Annotated in this window: 12 protein-coding genes; 7 read left to right on the forward strand and 5 right to left on the reverse strand. The window is 70.0% G+C overall.

Annotation, left to right across the window (positions count from 1 at the left end; all coding sequences use genetic code 11):
- Positions 1 to 44 precede the first annotated feature (44 nt).
- On the forward strand, positions 45 to 2,288 hold the full coding sequence (gene yicI, locus ACWEOO_RS28460; RefSeq protein ID WP_452145631.1) for an alpha-xylosidase: 2,244 nt from the start codon (positions 45 to 47) through the stop codon (positions 2,286 to 2,288).
- Here the strand turns inward: yicI and ACWEOO_RS28465 are convergent.
- Positions 2,237 to 5,020 (reverse strand): glycoside hydrolase family 3 C-terminal domain-containing protein, encoded by a 2,784-nt coding sequence (locus ACWEOO_RS28465; RefSeq protein WP_452145632.1) that lies wholly within the window; start codon positions 5,018 to 5,020, stop codon positions 2,237 to 2,239. The two genes, yicI and ACWEOO_RS28465, sit on opposite strands and share 52 nt — an antisense overlap.
- Positions 5,021 to 5,182: 162 nt before the next feature.
- Positions 5,183 to 6,373: an ROK family protein gene (locus tag ACWEOO_RS28470; RefSeq protein ID WP_452145633.1), complete on the reverse strand. Its 1,191-nt coding sequence runs from the start codon at positions 6,371 to 6,373 to the stop codon at positions 5,183 to 5,185.
- 109 nt (positions 6,374 to 6,482) lie between these two features.
- Between ACWEOO_RS28470 and ACWEOO_RS28475 the strand changes: the two genes are divergently transcribed.
- Genes ACWEOO_RS28475 through ACWEOO_RS28490 form a run of 4 tightly spaced genes read left to right on the forward strand, consistent with a single transcriptional unit; the run spans position 6,483 to position 11,943 of the window.
- Positions 6,483 to 8,147 (forward strand): extracellular solute-binding protein, encoded by a 1,665-nt coding sequence (locus ACWEOO_RS28475; protein WP_452145634.1) that lies wholly within the window; start codon positions 6,483 to 6,485, stop codon positions 8,145 to 8,147.
- Between the two features lie 22 nt (positions 8,148 to 8,169).
- A complete protein-coding gene (locus ACWEOO_RS28480) occupies positions 8,170 to 9,102 on the forward strand; it encodes an ABC transporter permease (protein ID WP_452145635.1) in 933 nt (310 codons plus the stop codon).
- The gene (locus ACWEOO_RS28485; RefSeq protein WP_452145636.1) at positions 9,099 to 10,004 is read left to right on the forward strand and encodes a carbohydrate ABC transporter permease; all 906 of its coding nucleotides are present in this window, start codon (positions 9,099 to 9,101) and stop codon (positions 10,002 to 10,004) included. Before ACWEOO_RS28480 ends, ACWEOO_RS28485 begins: the two co-directional genes overlap by 4 nt.
- A gap of 4 nt (positions 10,005 to 10,008) precedes the next feature.
- Positions 10,009 to 11,943: a beta-galactosidase gene (locus ACWEOO_RS28490; protein ID WP_452145637.1), complete on the forward strand. Its 1,935-nt coding sequence runs from the start codon at positions 10,009 to 10,011 to the stop codon at positions 11,941 to 11,943.
- Here ACWEOO_RS28490 and ACWEOO_RS28495 read toward each other — a convergent pair.
- Entirely contained in the window at positions 11,919 to 12,938 is a 1,020-nt protein-coding gene (locus ACWEOO_RS28495; RefSeq protein ID WP_359923335.1) for a LacI family DNA-binding transcriptional regulator, read from the reverse strand. The genes ACWEOO_RS28490 and ACWEOO_RS28495 overlap by 25 nt on opposite strands.
- On the reverse strand, positions 12,847 to 13,848 hold the full coding sequence (locus tag ACWEOO_RS28500) for a DMT family transporter (RefSeq protein ID WP_452145638.1): 1,002 nt from the start codon (positions 13,846 to 13,848) through the stop codon (positions 12,847 to 12,849). The genes ACWEOO_RS28495 and ACWEOO_RS28500 overlap by 92 nt, the downstream gene beginning before the upstream one ends.
- Positions 13,849 to 13,879: 31 nt before the next feature.
- On the opposite strand from ACWEOO_RS28500, the gene ACWEOO_RS28505 reads away from it, so the two are divergent.
- On the forward strand, positions 13,880 to 14,383 hold the full coding sequence (locus ACWEOO_RS28505; RefSeq protein ID WP_452145639.1) for a MarR family winged helix-turn-helix transcriptional regulator: 504 nt from the start codon (positions 13,880 to 13,882) through the stop codon (positions 14,381 to 14,383).
- Between the two features lie 81 nt (positions 14,384 to 14,464).
- On the forward strand, positions 14,465 to 15,910 hold the full coding sequence (locus ACWEOO_RS28510; protein ID WP_359925108.1) for a glycosyltransferase family 87 protein: 1,446 nt from the start codon (positions 14,465 to 14,467) through the stop codon (positions 15,908 to 15,910).
- Here ACWEOO_RS28510 and ACWEOO_RS28515 read toward each other — a convergent pair.
- Positions 15,907 to 16,836, reverse strand: a complete 930-nt coding sequence (locus tag ACWEOO_RS28515) for a threonine/serine dehydratase (protein WP_452145640.1) — start codon at positions 16,834 to 16,836, stop codon at positions 15,907 to 15,909. The genes ACWEOO_RS28510 and ACWEOO_RS28515 overlap by 4 nt on opposite strands.
- Positions 16,837 to 16,906 lie beyond the last annotated feature (70 nt).

Here is a 16,906-nt window from a genome sequence, read left to right on the forward strand (position 1 = left end):
GCTGTCGAAGCGCTTCGACAATCCGATCCGGAAGGCTGGCCGGCATGAAGTTCACCGACGGGTACTGGCAGCTGCGGGCGGGGCTGACGCGGTTGCGGCCGGCCGAGGTCGAGAGCGTGCAGGCGGGGGAGCGGGAACTGACCGTGTTCGCGCCCGCGAAGCGGATCGAGCGGCGCGGCGACACGCTCAACCAGCCGATGTTCACCGTGACGTTCTCGTCGCCGGCCCGCGGGGTGATCGGCGTCCGGATCGCGCACCACCTCGGCGGACTGCCCGCGCACCCGTCGTACCGGCTGACCACCGACGACGGGCATCCGGTGAAGGTCGAGGTCGGTGCCGCCGAGGCGCGGCTGACCTCCGGCGAGCTGAGTGTGGTGATCGCGCTCGACGGCCCGTGGGACGTGCGCTTCGAGCAGGACGGGAAGCCGCTGACCAACTCGGGCGCGCGCAGCGTCGGCCTGGTCACCGATGCCGACGGCAGGCACTTCCTGCACGAGCAGCTGGCGCTCGGCGTCGGCGAGACCGTCTACGGACTCGGCGAGCGGTTCGGTGCGTTCGTGAAGAACGGCCAGGTTGTCGACAGCTGGAACGCCGACGGCGGCACGTCGAGCGAGCAGGCGTACAAGAACGTCCCGTTCTACCTGAGCAGCAAGGGGTACGGCGTCCTCGTCGACAGCCCGGCCCACGTGTCGTTCGAGGTCGGCTCGGAGGTGACGTCCCGCAACCAGTTCAGCGTCGAAGGCCAGGAGCTGGCGTACTACGTGTTCGCCGGCCCGACGCCGAAGGACGTGCTGCGCCGCTATACCGCTCTCACCGGACGGCCCGCGCGCGTGCCCGCGTGGTCGATGGGACTGTGGTTGTCGACCTCGTTCACCACGGACTACACCGAGGAGACGACGAGCGCGTTCATCGACGGGATGGCGGCGCGCGACCTGCCGCTGAGCGTCCTGCACTTCGACTGTTTCTGGATGCGGCAGTTCCACTGGTGCGACTTCGTCTGGGACCCGGTCGCGTTCCCGGACCCGGCCGGGATGGTGCGCCGGTTGAAGGACCGCGGGCTGCGGGTCAGCCTGTGGATCAACCCGTACATCGCGCAGCGCTCGGTGCTGTTCGAGGAGGGCCGCCGGCTCGGGTACCTGCTGAAGCGGCCGGACGGCTCGGTCTGGCAGTGGGACCTGTGGCAGGCCGGGATGGCGATCGTCGACTTCACCAACCCGGACGCGACCGCCTGGTTCCGCTCGAAGCTGCAGGCGCTGGTCGACCTGGGCGTGGACTGCTTCAAGACCGACTTCGGCGAGCGCATCCCGACCGACGTCGTCTGGTTCGACGGCTCCGACCCGAAGCGGATGCACAACTACTATCCGCAGCTCTACAACGCGGCCGTGTTCGGGCTGCTGGAGGAGAATCGCGGGGCAGGCGAGGCCGTGCTGTTCGCCCGGTCGGCGACGGCCGGTGGCCAGCAGTTCCCGGTGCACTGGGGCGGTGACTGCGAGTCGACCTTCGAGGCGATGGCCGAATCGCTGCGCGGCGGGTTGTCACTGGCGGCGTCGGGCTTCGGCTACTGGAGTCACGACATCGGCGGGTTCGAGGGCACGCCCGACCCCGCGATCTTCAAGCGGTGGGTGGCGTTCGGGCTGCTCTCGTCGCATTCGCGGCTGCACGGCTCGTCGTCGTACCGGGTGCCGTGGGCCTTCGACGAGGAGGCGGTCGACGTCCTGCGGAAGTTCACCAAGCTGAAGCTGTCGCTGATGCCGTACCTCGTCGCGGCGGCCGAGGAGGCGCATCGGGACGGGGTGCCGGTGATGCGGCCGATGGCGCTCGAGTTCCCCGGCGATCCGGCGGTCTCGTACCTGGATCGGCAGTACATGCTCGGCCCGGATCTGCTGGTCGCGCCGGTGATGAGCTTCGACGGCGCGGTCTCCTTCTACCTGCCCCGCGGGCGCTGGACGTCGCTGCTGACCGGCGAGGTCGTCACCGGCCCGGCGTGGGTGGAACAGACGCACGGCTTCGACACGGTGCCGTTGTTCGTGCGCGAGGGGGCGGTCATCCCGATCGGCGCGGTGGACGACCGGCCGGAGTACGACTGGGCGGACGGCGTCGAGCTGCGCTGGTTCGAGCCGTCGGACGGTCAGGTCAGCACGATCACACTGCCGTCCCCGAACGGCGACGCCGTGATCGAGCTGACGTTCAAGGCCGGTGATGTCGAGTCCCGCGTGCTGTCAGGCACCTGCGAGCACTACACGGTCAAGCTCTCCAGCACGACCCCGGCGGCGGAGAACACCGTATAGAGCGTATGGACACCGCTCACGGGGGCGAGCTCACCGACGACTGTGATGAGCTCGTCCGTCGGTGACACCTGCACGGTGCTCAACAACTCGCCGTGCAGCGGATCGTCCAGGCGGAAGTCGATGGTGGCGGGCTCGCTGCCGCGGTTGGCGACGCGGGCCACATAGCTCGTCGGATCGAGCTGCAGGTCGTCGAACGCCAACCAGGCTTGGGCTTCCAGCGCGATCACGGCGTCGCCGCGGTCGCGGGCCGCGGTCGTCAGGGTGGTGGCGCTGTAGTCGTCGAAGCTGGTGGCGGCGAGGCGGGTGAGGGTGCGGGGCGGGATCCGCTCGCCGTGAATGTCGAGCGTCGCGGTGAGGCGCAGGTCGGTGCTGGAGCGGCCGACCATGATGCTGTGCCGCGCAGTCTCGACGCAGCGCCGGCCCCGGGTCACGTCCCAGAAGCCCAGGTCGGCCGCGGCGACGGTCAGCTCGATCTCGGCGGTCTCGCCCGGCTCCAGCGACACCCGCCGGAATCCGCGCAGCTGCCGCAGCGGCTGCTTGACCCGCGAGCGTTGCTGGCGTGTGTACAGCTGGGCGATCTCGGTTCCGGCCCGATCGCCGGTGTTGGTGACGGTGAACGTGACCTGCACGTGGCCGTCAGCCGGCGTCGACGGTGCGCTCAGCCGCAGGTCGCCGTACGTGAAGGTCGTGTAGCTCAGGCCGTGGCCGAACGGGTAGAGCGGTGCGCCGCGGAAGTACAGGTACGTCGCGTCCGTCGCGATGATGTCGTAGTCGAGCAGATCGGGCAGATCCGCCGCGGAGTGGTACCACGTCTGCGTCAGCCGGCCGGCCGGGTCGTGGTCACCGAACAGGACGTCGGCCAGCGCGCGGCCGTACTCCTGGCCGCCGTGGGCGGACCACAGGATCGCCGGGAGATGCTGCTGCGCCCAGCCGATGGCGTACGGGTAGCTGCTGCTCAGGACCAGCACCGTCCGCGGGTTCGCGGCGTGCACCCGCCGGATCAGGCGGTCCTGCGCCGGTGGGAGCTCCAGGGTTGTCCGGTCCTCGGTCTCGCGGCCGTTCACCAACGGGTGGTTGCCAGCGACAACGAGCGTGACGTCGGCCCGGGCCGCCAGCTCGGCGGCGGCGGCCGCGCCGTCGATCACCACGTCGAGCTCGAACGCCGTACCGGCGTCTGCCAGGCCGACTGCACCGTGTGCGTCGACCTGGACGTAGCGGCCGCTGTGCAGGTGCTGGATCAGGACCGCGTTCGACGACGGCACTAGGCGGAAGGTCTGCTTGACCTCCCAGCCGTTCGGCCCGGGCTGGTCCGCGACCAGTTCGCCCTCGTCGGTGGCGGTGAGGTGCCGGCCGTTCCGCACCGAGCGCAGCGCCCAGGCGTCTCCGCCCCAGTCGAACAGATCGAACTCGCCCGGATCCGTGCCGGCCCGCAGAACCGCGTCACCGCCGACCGCGAGGTACGACGACGAGCCGGCGATCCGCAGCGTGATCCGGTCGACGCCCTCGCAGTACTCGACGCGCTCGGAGCCCGATCGCTCGATCAGGCCGTCCAGCGCGGTGACCTGGTAGGGCAGCGTCCCGGCGTACCAGTCCTCGGAGAGCGTGCCGGCCAGCGGCCCGACGACGGCGACACGCGTCGTCGGCGCGAGCGGGAGGACCTGGCACTCGTGCTTGAGCAGCACGATCGCCTGACGGGCCGCGTCCTGGGCGAGCCGGCGGTGGGTCGGGCAGTTGACCAGTTCTGGTTCGAGCGCGCGGTACGGGTCGAGCTCGGGCGGGTCGAACTCGCCCAGCCGGAAGCGGATCGCGAGCACCCGACGTACCGCGGTGTCGAGGTCGGCGGACGTGATGAGCCCGCGGTCGAGGGCCGTCGTCAGCCGGTCGATCGTCGGGGCGGTGTCGGCGCCGTCCTGGGTGAAGCTGTCCACGCCGGCCGTCAGCGCGGCGGCGTACGCGGTCGTGGCGTCGGGCAGGTACTGCTGCAGGCCGGACAGGTTCCCCGGCGCATAGGCGTCGCTCACGACGAGCAGGTCGTCGGTCGTCCATGTCCGGAGGACGTCGTTGATCAGCGGGCTGAGGTGGGCGGGCCGTCCGTTCACCAGGTTGTACGACGGCATCACCGCGACGGCAGCGCCCGCTTCGATCGGCGCCCGGAAGGCCGGCAGCTCGTAGTCGTGCAGGACCCGCGGCGGCAGGTTGCTCGAGGTCGTGCAGCGATCCGTCTCGTTGTTGTAGGCAAGGAAATGCTTCAGCGTCGGAGCGGTCTTCAGGTACGTCGGGTCGTCGCCGGCCAGACCAAGTCCGTACGCGGTCGCGATCACGCCGGTCAGCCAGGGATCCTCGGCGTACCCCTCCTCGTTGCGGCCCCAGCGCGGGTCGCGCAGCGGATTGACCACCGGCGCCCACACGTTCAGGCCGACATCGGCCGGGTCCTTCCGGTGGAACACGCGGACCTCGTCGCCGACAGCCGCGCCGACCTCGCGCACGAGCTCGGGGCTCCAGCTGCTGGCCAGGCCGATCGCTTGGGGGAACACGGTCGCCGGACCGTGCCAGGCGACACCGTGCAGGGCCTCGGTACCGGTTCGGAACGCCTGCAGCCCGAGCCGGGCGACGGGCGGCTGATACTGGTGCAGGAAGGCGATCTTCTCGGCCAGGGTGAGCTGGGCGAGCAGGTCGTCGATCCGCTCACCGGCCGGCCGGGCGGGGTCGCGGAACGGGGGAGGAGTACTCATCGGCGATCGACTCCACGGTCTGGTGTCGAAGCGCTTCGATCAACGGGCGGCGGAAGCTGATCGAAGCGCTTCGACAGATCGGGCGTGAACAGAGGGTTGCATCCCGCACGCCCAGGGTCAAGACCTCGGCGGGCGGAACGGGTAGGCGCTTTCCTGGGGAGGTCAGCGGCTCGGGAGGCGGCCGCGGGTCAGTGGGGTCAGGGCCTGGGCGGTGGCGCCCAGGGGAGTGGCGGTGTGCGGGAACGTGGAGGCGGCGACGGTGCAGCCTCCGGCATCGGGGGCGATGGTGGCCTCGCGGAGTGCCTTGTCGACGGCCGGCGCGAGGTGGTCGGCGAGCAGCGCGTAGGCACCGCCGAGCAGCACGACCTCGGGGTTGAGGATGTTGACCAGGGCCGCGATGCCGTCGCCGAGATGGGTCCCGGCCTCGGCGAGCACCTTCGTCACCGCGACCTCCTGGGCGTCGGCGCGGCGGATCAGCGACTCGAGCTGCTGCTGGGGATCGTCGTCGACGGCGCCGTCGACCCGTTCGAGGATCGCCGGCAGGCTCGCCAGCGCTTCGAGGCAACCGCGGCGGCCGCAGCCGCACACCGGTCCGTCCGGGACGAGGCGCAGGTGCCCGATCTCCCCGACGTACCCGAGATGCCCCGCGAGCGGACGGCCGTCGGTGATGATGCCCGCCCCGACGCCGGTGTCCCCGGTGACCTGGATGAGGTTCGGCGTGCCGGCGTACGCGCCGTAGAGGTGCTCGGCGAGCACGCTCAGCGACGCGTCGTTGTCGACCGTCACGGGGATGTCGGGTCGTCCGAGTGCCCCGGTGAGCTCGGCGCGCAGCGGGACGCCGGTCCACCCGAGGCCGGCGGCGAGGACGACGGCGCCGTCGCGATTCACCAGCCCGGGGACGCCGACCGTGATGCCGAGCACCTGGCGCCCGGACGCCTGGACGGTCGTGATCGCCCGGCGGGCCAGCGCCGCGAGCGCGGTGACGGTCTTCGCCGGCCCCGCGTCGACGCCCGGGCCGGCCCGGTGCCACCGCAGGACCTGTTCGCCGGCGGTGTCGCAGGCCAGGGCAGTCAGGCCGCGCGCGCTCACCTCGAGTCCGATCGTCGCGTACGCCGAGCCGTCGAGCACGAGCAGGGTCGCCGGGCGGCCGACGTGGTTCTGCGTCTGCTGCGTCTCGCGGACCAGCCGGCGCTCCAGCAGCTCGCCGACGATGCTCGTCACGGTGGCCTTGTTCAGCCCGGTGCCGGCCGCGATCGCGGCCCGCGAGCAGGGAGCCTCGCGGCGCAGGTGGCCGAGCACCGCCGCCAGGTTGGTGGCGCGGATGTCGGTGTGGTCCGCGGTCTGTGTGGTCAAGGTCCGTCCCGTCCAAAAGAAGTTCTGGGTCAGTTCTACACCTTGTCGCGCTGAGGGCTCTGCGTTAATTTGTTTGGCTACTAGCCCAACTAAGTCTAGGGGATGCGACGTGACCGGACCAGAGATCGGCGGAACCAGCCGCCGCACCTTCATCTCCCTGCTCGGAGCCGGCGCGGCGGCGGCCGCGGGCGGGGCCACGCTGACCGGGTGTTCGGACGGCGGCTCGGGGTCCAGTACGACGGGCCGCGCCGAGACCGAGGACAAGCTGTCCGGCCTGCTGCCGACGTACATCGCGTACGAGTCCGTGAAGCCGGATCTGCCGGGGGAGAACGGCGCCTCGCCCGGCTTCTCGCACTATCCGAGCGAGCTGAAGCGGGCCGTGCCCGACAAGATGGTGCCGAGCGGCAAGGAAGTCTCGGCGATGACACCGCTGTGGAGCCCGATCCCGCCGCTGGCCGGCAATTCGTACTTCGCGGCGAACGACGAGCGGATCGGCGCCCCGCTCAAGTTCAACATCCTGAACGGCAACGACTACGGCGACAAGCTCGGACCGATCCTCGCGGCCGGCAACATTCCCGAGCTGCTCTGCATCCCGGGCTGGAACATCTCGGGCCTGACCCGGTTCGGCCAGGCCGCGGACAAGCTGTTCGAGGACCTGACGCCGTACCTGGCCGGCGACAAGGCGGCCGCGTACCCGATGCTGGCCAACCTGCCGACCAGAGCCTGGGCGTACGGCGTCTGGAACTCGCAGCTCAAAGCGGTGCCGTTCCCCGGTGAGGGGTTCCCCTGGATGATGATGTACCGCAAGGACCTGTTCGACCAGGCCGGCGCGGAGCCGCCGAAGAACGCCGACGACTTGCTTGCGCTGGGCAAGCAACTGACCGACGCGAAGGCCGGCCGCTGGGCGTTCGGCAGTGTCGCCGACGAGGTGATCCGGTCGTTCGGGGCGCCGGGGGGCTGGCGCAAGGACTCCAGCGGCAAGCTGGTGAACAAGATCGAGACGCCGGAGTACGCCGAAGCCGTGGCGTTCGTGCGCAGGCTGTTCCAGTCGGGCTACGTACATCCGGAGGTCGTCGCCAACGCCGGCGCGGACGAGAACGCGCTGTTCGAGGGCGGCAAGTTGCTGATCCGGCAGAACGGCCTCGGCGGCTGGCAGGAGTCGTTGCAGCGGCAGTTGCCGATCAACCCGAAGTACGACCCGCAAGCGGTGCTGCCGTTCGCGCACGACGGCGGCACGCCGATCGTGTGGAGCGGTGATCCGGCCGGGATCTTCACCTTCGTCAAGAAGGGCGTCGGCGAGGAGCGGGTGAAGGAACTGCTCGGCGTGCTGAACTACACCTCCGCGCCGTTCGGGACCGAGGAGTACCAGCTGTACACCTACGGGGTCGAGGGCAAGCACTACACCAAGCAGCCGTCCGGCGCGCCGAAGCTGACCCCGCTCGGACAGAAGGAGGTCTCGCAGACGTACGTCTTCCTCGGCGGGCGGCCGACGGCCATCACCCAGAGCGAGTATCCGGGCTACGTCCAGTCGATGAGCGCCTGGCAGAACGCGGCGGCCAAGGTCCGGGAGAAGAACCTGTTCGACGGGATCCGGGTCGAGCAGCCGGCCAAGATGGCGGCCCTCGCGCAGCCGTTCGACGACGCGCTGCAGGACATCTTCCGCGGCCGCCGGCCGGTCAGCGAGCTGAAGACCGCCGTCAAGCAGTGGCAGGACAACGGCGGCAACGAAGGCCGCGACTTCTACGCCAAGGTCCTCAGTGACAACGGTCGGTAGGGTCCGCGTCCGGGGAGCCAGGGTGCGGGCGGTTCCGGCGCGGGGGATGGGGTTCCGGCATCGGCTGCGGCGGGACTGGCCGTTGCTGGTGATGGTGCTGCCGGTTGTCGTGCTGCTGGGGGTGTTCCACTACTTCCCGACGCTCGGGAACGTGATCGCCTTCCAGGACTACTCGCCGTACGCCGGGATCCGCGGCAGCGACTTCGTCGGGTTCGCGAACTTCGGGCGGATGTTCTCCGAGCCCGCGTTCTGGAAGGCGGTCGCGAACACGCTGTCGATCACCGCGGTCCAGCTCGCGTTCTTCTTCCCGATCCCGATCGCCCTGGCCCTGCTGCTCAACAGCGTCCTGTCGGCGAAGCTCCGCAACGTCATCCAGGGCATCGTCTACCTGCCGCACTTCTTCTCCTGGGTGCTGGTCGTCTCGCTGTTCCAGCAGATGATCGGCGGCGCCGGCCTGCTCGCCCAGACGCTGCGCGACAACGGCCACCAGGCGATCGACCTGATGACGAAACCGGACACGTTCATCCTCCTCGTCACCGCGCAGGCGGTCTGGAAGGACGCCGGCTGGGGCATGATCGTGTTCCTCGCCGCGCTGTCGACCATCAACCCCGCGCTCTACGAGGCGGCCGCGGCCGACGGCGCGAACCGCTGGCGCCGGCTCTGGCACATCACGCTGCCGGGGCTGCGTCCGGTGATCGTCCTGCTGCTGATCCTGCGCCTAGGCGACGCGCTGACGGTCGGGTTCGAGCAGTTCATCCTGCAGCGCAGCGCCGTCGGCGGCGGCGCCGCCGAGGTGCTCGACACCTACGTCTACTACCAGGGCCTGCTCGTCGGCGACTTCGGCTACGGTGCCGCCGCCGGGCTGTTCAAGGGCCTGGTCGGCCTCGTCCTCGTCCTGGTGGCCAACCGCTTCGCGCACATGGTGGGCGAACAGGGGGTGTACTCCCGATCATGAGTGAAAGAGCTGTCTGGGAAGAAGAACCGACACTCCTCGACCGACTGGGCAAGCCGCTCGTACTGGTCCTGATCGCGCTGGCGGTCGCGTTCCCGCTGTACGTCGTGGTGGTGACCAGTCTTTCCTCGACCGAGGCCGTGACGCGGGCCGGTGGACTGGTCGTCGTACCACGGGAGCTGACCGTGGCGGCGTACGTGCAACTGCTGTCGGGTGGCGTCGTCACGCGGGCGCTGCTGATCAGTGTGGTGATCACCGCGGTCGGTACGGCGTTCAGCCTCGGGATCACCGTGCTCGCGGCGTACGGGCTGTCGCGTCCGGGGTCGTTGTTCCATCGGCCGCTGCTGTTCGTCGTGCTGCTGACGTTCCTGTTCGGCCCCGGGATCATCCCGAGCTACCTCGTGGTGAACGCGCTCGGGCTGATCGACCACTACGCGTCGCTGATCCTCCCGGCCGCGATCTCCGCGTTCAACCTGATCGTGATGCGGTCGTTCTTCATGGGGATCCCGAGCGAGCTGATCGACAGCGCCCGGATCGACGGCGCGGGCGAGTTCGCGATCCTCCGCCGGATCGTGCTGCCACTGTCGAAGGCCGTGGTCGCGGTCGTCGGCCTGTTCTACGCCGTGGGCTACTGGAACGCGTTCTTCAACGCCCTGCTCTACATCAACGACAACACGAAGTGGCCGCTGCAGATGGTGCTGCGGACGTACATCGTCCAGCAGCAGCCGCTCCCGACCGGTGCCGGCGGAGTGGCGACCGGGGTCGGCCTGGGACTGCAGCCCGCGCCGGGGCTGGCGATCAAGATGGCGATCGTGGTGATCGCGATCGTGCCGGTCCTGCTGGTCTACCCGTTCATCCAGCGGCACTTCCAGAAGGGCGTCATCATCGGCGCGGTGAAAGGCTAGGCCCATGAGTCTTTGGTACGGCGGCGACTACAACCCCGAGCAGTGGGATCCCGCGGTCTGGAAAGAGGACGTCGACCTGATGCGTCAGGCCGGCGTGAACCTGGTGACCGTGGGCGTCTTCTCGTGGTCGAGCCTGGAGCCCGCGCCCGGCGAGTACGACTTCGCGTGGCTCGATCAGGTGCTGGACCTTCTCCACGACGGCGGGGTGAAGGTCGACCTGGCCACGCCGACCGCCTCACCGCCGCCGTGGTTCAGCCGGCTGCACCCCGAGGCGTTGCCGGTGACCGCTGACGGCGTACGGCTGACGCACGGCAGCCGCGACACGTACTGCGTCTGCGCGCCCGCGTACCGTGACGCGGCCCGCGGGATCGCTCGGGCGCTGGCCGAGAGGTACCACGATCATCCGGCGCTCGCGATGTGGCATGTGCACAACGAGTACGGGACCACCTGCTACTGCACGTTCGCGGCGGAGCGGTTCCGCGGGTGGCTGCGGGAGCGGTACGGATCGCTCGATCGGCTGAACGAGGCGTGGACAACCGCGTTCTGGAGCCAGCGGTACGCCGAGTGGGCGGACATCGAGCCGCCGCGCGCGACGCAGTACCTCGTGAATCCGACGCAGTACCTGGACTACCGCCGGTTCTGGTCCGACGAGTTGCTGGCCGCGTACCTGGACCAGAAGGCGGTGCTTCGCGAACACTCGGCGGCGCCGATCACGACCAACTTCGTCTTCGGCGGCTGGGTTCCGGTGAACCATGCGCGGTGGGCGGCCGAGGTCGATGTCGTTGCCATCGACCACTATCCGGACCAGGCCGGCATCGGCGCGGAGGAGCAGACCGCGTTCGGCGCGGACCTGGCCAGGGCCTGGGCCGGCGGGAAACCGTGGCTGTTGATGGAGCAGGCGGCAGGCGGCCTGAACACCGGTGAGCGGTGGCATACGAAGGAGCCCGGCCGGATGGCGCGGCACAGTCTGTCGCATGTCGCCCGCGGGTCGCGCGGTGCGCTGTTCTTCCAGTGGCGGGCGTCCCGGGGCGGTGCGGAGATGTACCACTCGGCGATGGTTCCGCATGCGGGTGCGGACAGCGCGAGGTTCCGGGAGATCGCGCAGCTCGGATCCGTGCTGCCGCGGCTGGCCGAGGTGACCGGGAGCACCGTGGTCGCGGAGGTCGCGATCCTGTGGGACGCCGAGTGCTGGTGGGCGATGCAGGGCACGCATCTGCCGTCGTCGTCGCTGGACTACCTCGCCGCCGTACGATCCGCGCATCGGCACTTCTGGCATGCGGACGTGACGGTGGACTTCGCGGCCCCGGACGCCGACCTGTCGTCGTACCGGGTCGTGGTGGTGCCGTCGTTGTATCTCGTCTCCGACGAGGCGGCCGCGAACCTCGCCACGTATGTCGAGAGCGGCGGGCAACTGGTGGTCGGGTACTTCAGCGGCATCGTGGATCCGGATGTCCGGGTGCGGTTGGGTGGGTATCCCGGCGCGTTCGCGGAGCTGCTCGGGGTGCGGGTCGAGGAGTTCCATCCCTTGTCGGGCGAGGTTGCGTTGGCCTCTGGTGGTCGCGGGCGGGTGTGGAGCGAGGACGTCGAGGCGGTCGCGGCCGAGGTCGTCGACCGGTACGCCGGGGGAGTGCTGGCCGGGAAGCCCGCGGTCACCCGCCGCCAGGTCGGCGCCGGGACAGCGTGGTACGCCTCGACAGAACTCGACGACGACACCGCCGCCGATCTCGTCACCCGCTTGGTGGGCGCGGGGCGGTCTGCGGGCGGGTTGGTGGAGACGGTGCGGCGGCGAGATGGTGGGGTGACCTGGGTGTTCTTCATCAACCACGGCGACACCGACGCCGTCGTACCGGCCGTGGGCACCGAGTTGGTCGCCGGGACGGCCGTGAACGGTGAGCTGCTGGTGCCCGCCGGCGGCTACGCGGTGGTGCGCGAGGCGTGAGGTCCGCTGCTGCCGCGCGCCGTGAGGGTGGGCGGCAGCAGCGTCAGCTCCGGAACGCTGCCGCCTTCGAGCTTGGCGATCAGGGCTTCGACGGCCTGTTCGCCGATCTGTTCGGCCGGGATGGTGACCGAGGACAGCTGCGGGACCTGCCGTTCGGCGACGTCGTCCGCGCAGATCGCGACCAGGGACATGTCCTCGGGCACCCGGCGGCCGAGCCGGCGCAGGACGTCGAGGAGCGGGCCGATGATCGGCTCGTTCTGCACGACCAGTCCGGTGATGTCCGGGTGCTCGGCCAGCAGCTGCTCGACCGTGTGCAGGATCGCGTCGAACGTGTGCTCACAGGGCGTTTCGACGCCGAGCACCCCACGGCGCCCGGCAGCCTCGGCGAACCCGGTCAGCGTGTGTTGCGCGAACCCGGTCTGCCGCTCGTACACGGCCGACGGCGTACCGAGCAGGGCGAGCGAGCGGTGGCCGAGGTCAGCCAGGTGATCCACACATCGAGCGCCCGCGGCAACGAAGTCGAGGTCGATACAGGTCAGTCCGGCGGCGTCGTCCGGGTACCCGATCAGGACCGACGGCATCGGCAGCTCACGCAGCATCGGGACCCGCTCGTCGTGCAGCTCGACGTCCATCACCACCAGCGCGTCGACCAGCGAGCTCTGCGCGACCCGCTCGAGTCCCTCCGGACCTTCGTCCGCGGTCAGCAGCAGGACGTCGTGGTCGAACCGGCGGGCCGTGGTCACGACCGCGGTCGCGAACTGCATCATCACCGGGACGTGCATGCCGGTGCGCAGCGGGATCACCAGCGCCAGCACGTTGGACCGCTGGCTGGCCAGCGCCCGGGCGCTCGCGTTCGGCCGGTAGCCGAGGGCGCGGACGCTGCGCTGCACCCGCTCGCGGGTGTCAAGCGAGATCGTCCGCTTGCCGCTGAGCACATAGGACACCGTGCTGGTCGCCACCCCGGCATGCCGGGCGACGTCCGCGATCGTGACCATGGTGCTTCCCCTCTTCCGTCGGCACCCCAGTTCTACCCCAGTCGAAGCGCTTCGACACGCCAATTGATCGTCCTTGGCTCAGCGTGATGCCGGCGAACACCAGCGCCAGGCCGAGGAGCTGCCGCGCGGTCAGGACGTCGCCGGACCACAGCACGCCGAGGAGTACGCCGGTGACCGGGTTCAGCAGCCCGATGAGGCCGACGGTCGCGGCGGGCAGCCGGCGCAGCCCGGCGAACCAGGCCGTGAACGCGAGCGCGGTCGCGACGAGTCCGATGTACACGAAGCCGGCGACCGCGGGTCCGTCGAGGTGTGGCGGACTGCCTTCGACGACGACCGCGAACGGCGCCAGGACGATGCCGCCCGCGACCAGTTGCCATGCGGTCGTGGCGAGCGGACCCTCGTCGGCGCGGCCCCACTTCTTGGCCAGGACGTAGCCGCACGACGACATCGTCAGCGCGGCGGCCGACGCCGCGACGCCACGGAGATCGACGGCGGCCGATCCCGCGCCGAGGAGCAGGACGACGCCCGCGAGCCCGGCGGTCGCGCCGGTCAGGACCGGGACGGTCGGCCGTTCCGCGAGCAGGCCCCAGGCGAAGAGCGCCATGGTGAACGGCGCAGCGGACATGATCGTCGAGGCCAGGCTGACGGGGAGCAGCTGGGACGCGAGGTAGATCAGCGCGAAGAAGGCGCCCATGTTGCAGATCCCCAGCACGACCGATCGCCACCACCAGGCGCCGCGGGGGAGGCGACGGGCCAGCGCGAGCAGGAGCAGCCCCGCGGGCAGTGCGCGCAGAACCGCGCCGTACAAGGGGTGCCCGGCCGGCAGGTACTCGTGGGTGACGAAGTAGTTCGTGCCCCACGCGATCGGCGCGACCGCGGTCACCAGGGTCCAGCGGAAAGTGTCTTCCATGGAAAATATTATATCTTCCCGGGAAGATATAATGGAAGCCGTGGACCACGTGGCAAGGATCCAGGCGGAGTGGCGGACCGAACGGCCGGACGTCGACACCGCTCCGCAAGGGGTGATCGGACGGCTGCACCGGATCGCGAACCAGCTGACCGGTGAGTTGACGCTGCTCTACGCGCAGTACGGGCTGACCGAGGGGGAGTTCGACGTCCTCGCGGCCCTGCGGCGCGCGGGAGCGCCGTACGAGCGTGCGCCGGGGGAGATCGCGCTGCACACGATGGTCACCACGGGCGCGGTCACCAAGCGGGTCGACCGCCTGGAGGAGGCCGGGCTGGTCGATCGCCGCCGCAGCGACGAGGACGGGCGCGGCCGGGTGGTCCGCCTGACGCCGGCCGGGCAGCGGCTGATCGACAAGGCCTTCACCGCCCACATGGCGAATGAGAAACGTCTCCTCGAGGCCCTCACGCCGGTCGAGGCCAAGCAGCTCGAGAAGCTCCTCACCACCTGGCTCACGCGCCTCGAGCACCCGACCGGATAGCGGCGCGCGGGAACCACCTGCGCCCCGCGTAAGGCACAGGTGGGTAACCTCTCCTGGTCGCCGGGTGGCCGATAGGAGATGATGCCGACCGTGACCGGACCACAGCGCGAGCTAGCGCAGACGCCGTCGGAGGCTGATCCGGCGGTCGCCGGCCTGACTGTCGGGCTCGGTGGGCCGTCGGGGCGGTTCGCCCGGCTCAGCTCGTCGTGGTGGACGCCGCTGCGGATCGCGCTCGCGGTCTGCACGATCACCTTCGGGCTCGGCGTCCTGCAGAAGGCGCCCTGTATGGAGGCCGGCTGGGACCGGCAGAGCTGGCGGCCGTTCAAGGCGCTCTGCTACTCCGACATCGGGTTCCTGTATCAGGAGCGCGGTTTCGCGGAGGGCAACCGGCCGTTCCTCGATACCGGCAACTACCCGGTGCTCGAGTACCCGGTGCTGACCGGCGGTTTCATGGAGGTCGCGGCGCAGATCACCTGGCTGATCACCGGCGACCCGAAGAAGGACCTGACCGTCGAGCAGAAGCGCGACACCGCCGGTGTGTTCTTCCTGGTGAACACCGTGCTGCTGTTCCTCTGCGCGCTGCTGATCGTCGGCCTGACCGTGGCGACCGCTCGGGGCGTCGAGTCCAGACCCGGCGCGGCCCGCGGGCAGCCGCTGGACGCGCTGTACGTCGCCGCGGCGCCGGTGCTCGCGCTGACATCCACGATCAACTGGGACCTGTTCGCGGTGGCGCTGACGGCTGGGGCGATGTTCGCGTGGTCACGCGGGAAACCCATCTGGTTCGGCGTACTGCTCGGGCTCGGGACGGCGGCGAAGTTCTACCCGTTCCTGCTGCTCGGTCCGTTGCTGATCGTCTGCATCCGCGGGCGGAAGCTGTGGCCGTGGGTCCAGGCGACGCTGGCCGCCGCGATCGCGTGGGGACTCGTGAACGCGCCGATCTACCTGCTCGCGAAGAACGAGTGGTTGTCGTTCTGGCAGTTCAACGACGAGCGGGAGAGCGACTACGGCTCGATCTGGTACGTCCTGAAGCTCGCCAAGCACGAGGTCGCGGACGTCAACCAGCTGAACATCGTGATCTTCGCCGGGCTGTGCCTGTCGATCGCGATCCTCGGGCTGATGGCGCCACGACCGCCGCGGTTCGCACAGCTCGCGTTCCTGGTGGTGGCCGCGTTCCTGCTGATCAACAAGGTCTACTCACCGCAGTACGTGCTGTGGCTGCTGCCGTTGGTGGCGCTGGCCCGTCCGCGGCTGCGCGACTGGCTGATCTGGCAGGCCTGTGAATGCTTCTACTGGATGCTGGTCTGGATGCATCTGGCGCAGTTCCTGGCACCTGGTGATCCGCAGATCCCGGACCGGATCTACTGGTTGTCGGTGATCCTGCGGATGGCGGGCACGCTGTGGCTGATGCTGGTGGTCGCGCGCGACATCCTGCTCCCGGAGAACGATCCCGTCCGCCGGGGCGACGCGGTGGACGACCCGTCCGACGGCGTCCGCTCCCGCGCGCAGGGGCGGCTCGCGACCGCCTAGAGCGCCAGTTTCGACACGTCGAGGTTGCCGCCGCTCACCACGGCGGCGGTGACACCGGTCAGTTGCACGCTGCCTTCGAGCAGCGCGGCGAACGGAGCGGCCGCCGCGGGCTCGAGGGCGAGCTTCGTGCGCGACATGACCAGACGCGTCGCCTCCAGGAGGGCTTCCTCGCCGACCCGCACGACCTCGTCGACGTACTGCTGGATGAGCGGGAGGTTGCGGGTGCCGCAGACGGGCGCGGCGAGACCGTCCGCGATCGAGCGTGCGGTGAGGAGCCGCTGCGGCTCGCCCGCTGCCAGGCTGCGGCTGACCACATCGGCCTGCTCCGGCTCGATCCCGATCACGCGGATGTCCGGCTTCAGGAGCTTGACCGCGGTGGCGACCCCCGAGATCAGCCCGCCGCCGCCCACCGGAACCAGCACCGCGGCGAGATCGGGGCGATCCGCCAGCAGTTCGAGGCCGAGGCTGCCGTGGCCGGTGATCACGTCGTCGTCGTCGAACGGGTGCACCCCGGTCAGTCCGCGCTCGTCCCGGATCCGCTCGTAGGCGGCCATCAGGTCACCCTCGACGAGCTCGACGGTGGCGCCGTACCCGCGGGCCGCAGCGATCTTCGCCGGGACGGCGGTCGTCGTCATCACCACGGTCGCCGGGACGCCGGCGTCCCGCGCGGCCCAGGCGAGCGCTCCGGCGGCGTTCCCGGCCGAGACCGTGACCACCCCGCGCTCCCGTTCGGCGGCGCTCAGGCGGAGCAGCTTGGTCAGCAGGCCGCGGACCTTGAAGCTGCCGGTCTTCTGGAACAGCTCGGCCTTGAGCACCAGATCGGCGGCGAAGTGGTCGTTCAGTGCGGACGAGGTCAGCATCGGTGTGCGGTGGATGCGTCCGTCGAGGTCGCGGGCGGCCTGGCGGATGGCGTCGAGCGTCGGCATACCCCAGACACTAAAAGTCGAGTAAGCCGATCATATTGCGAGACAAAGCCTCGATGGATTCGCGCGAGAC

It is taken from the genome of Kribbella sp. NPDC004138 (assembly GCF_053603655.1).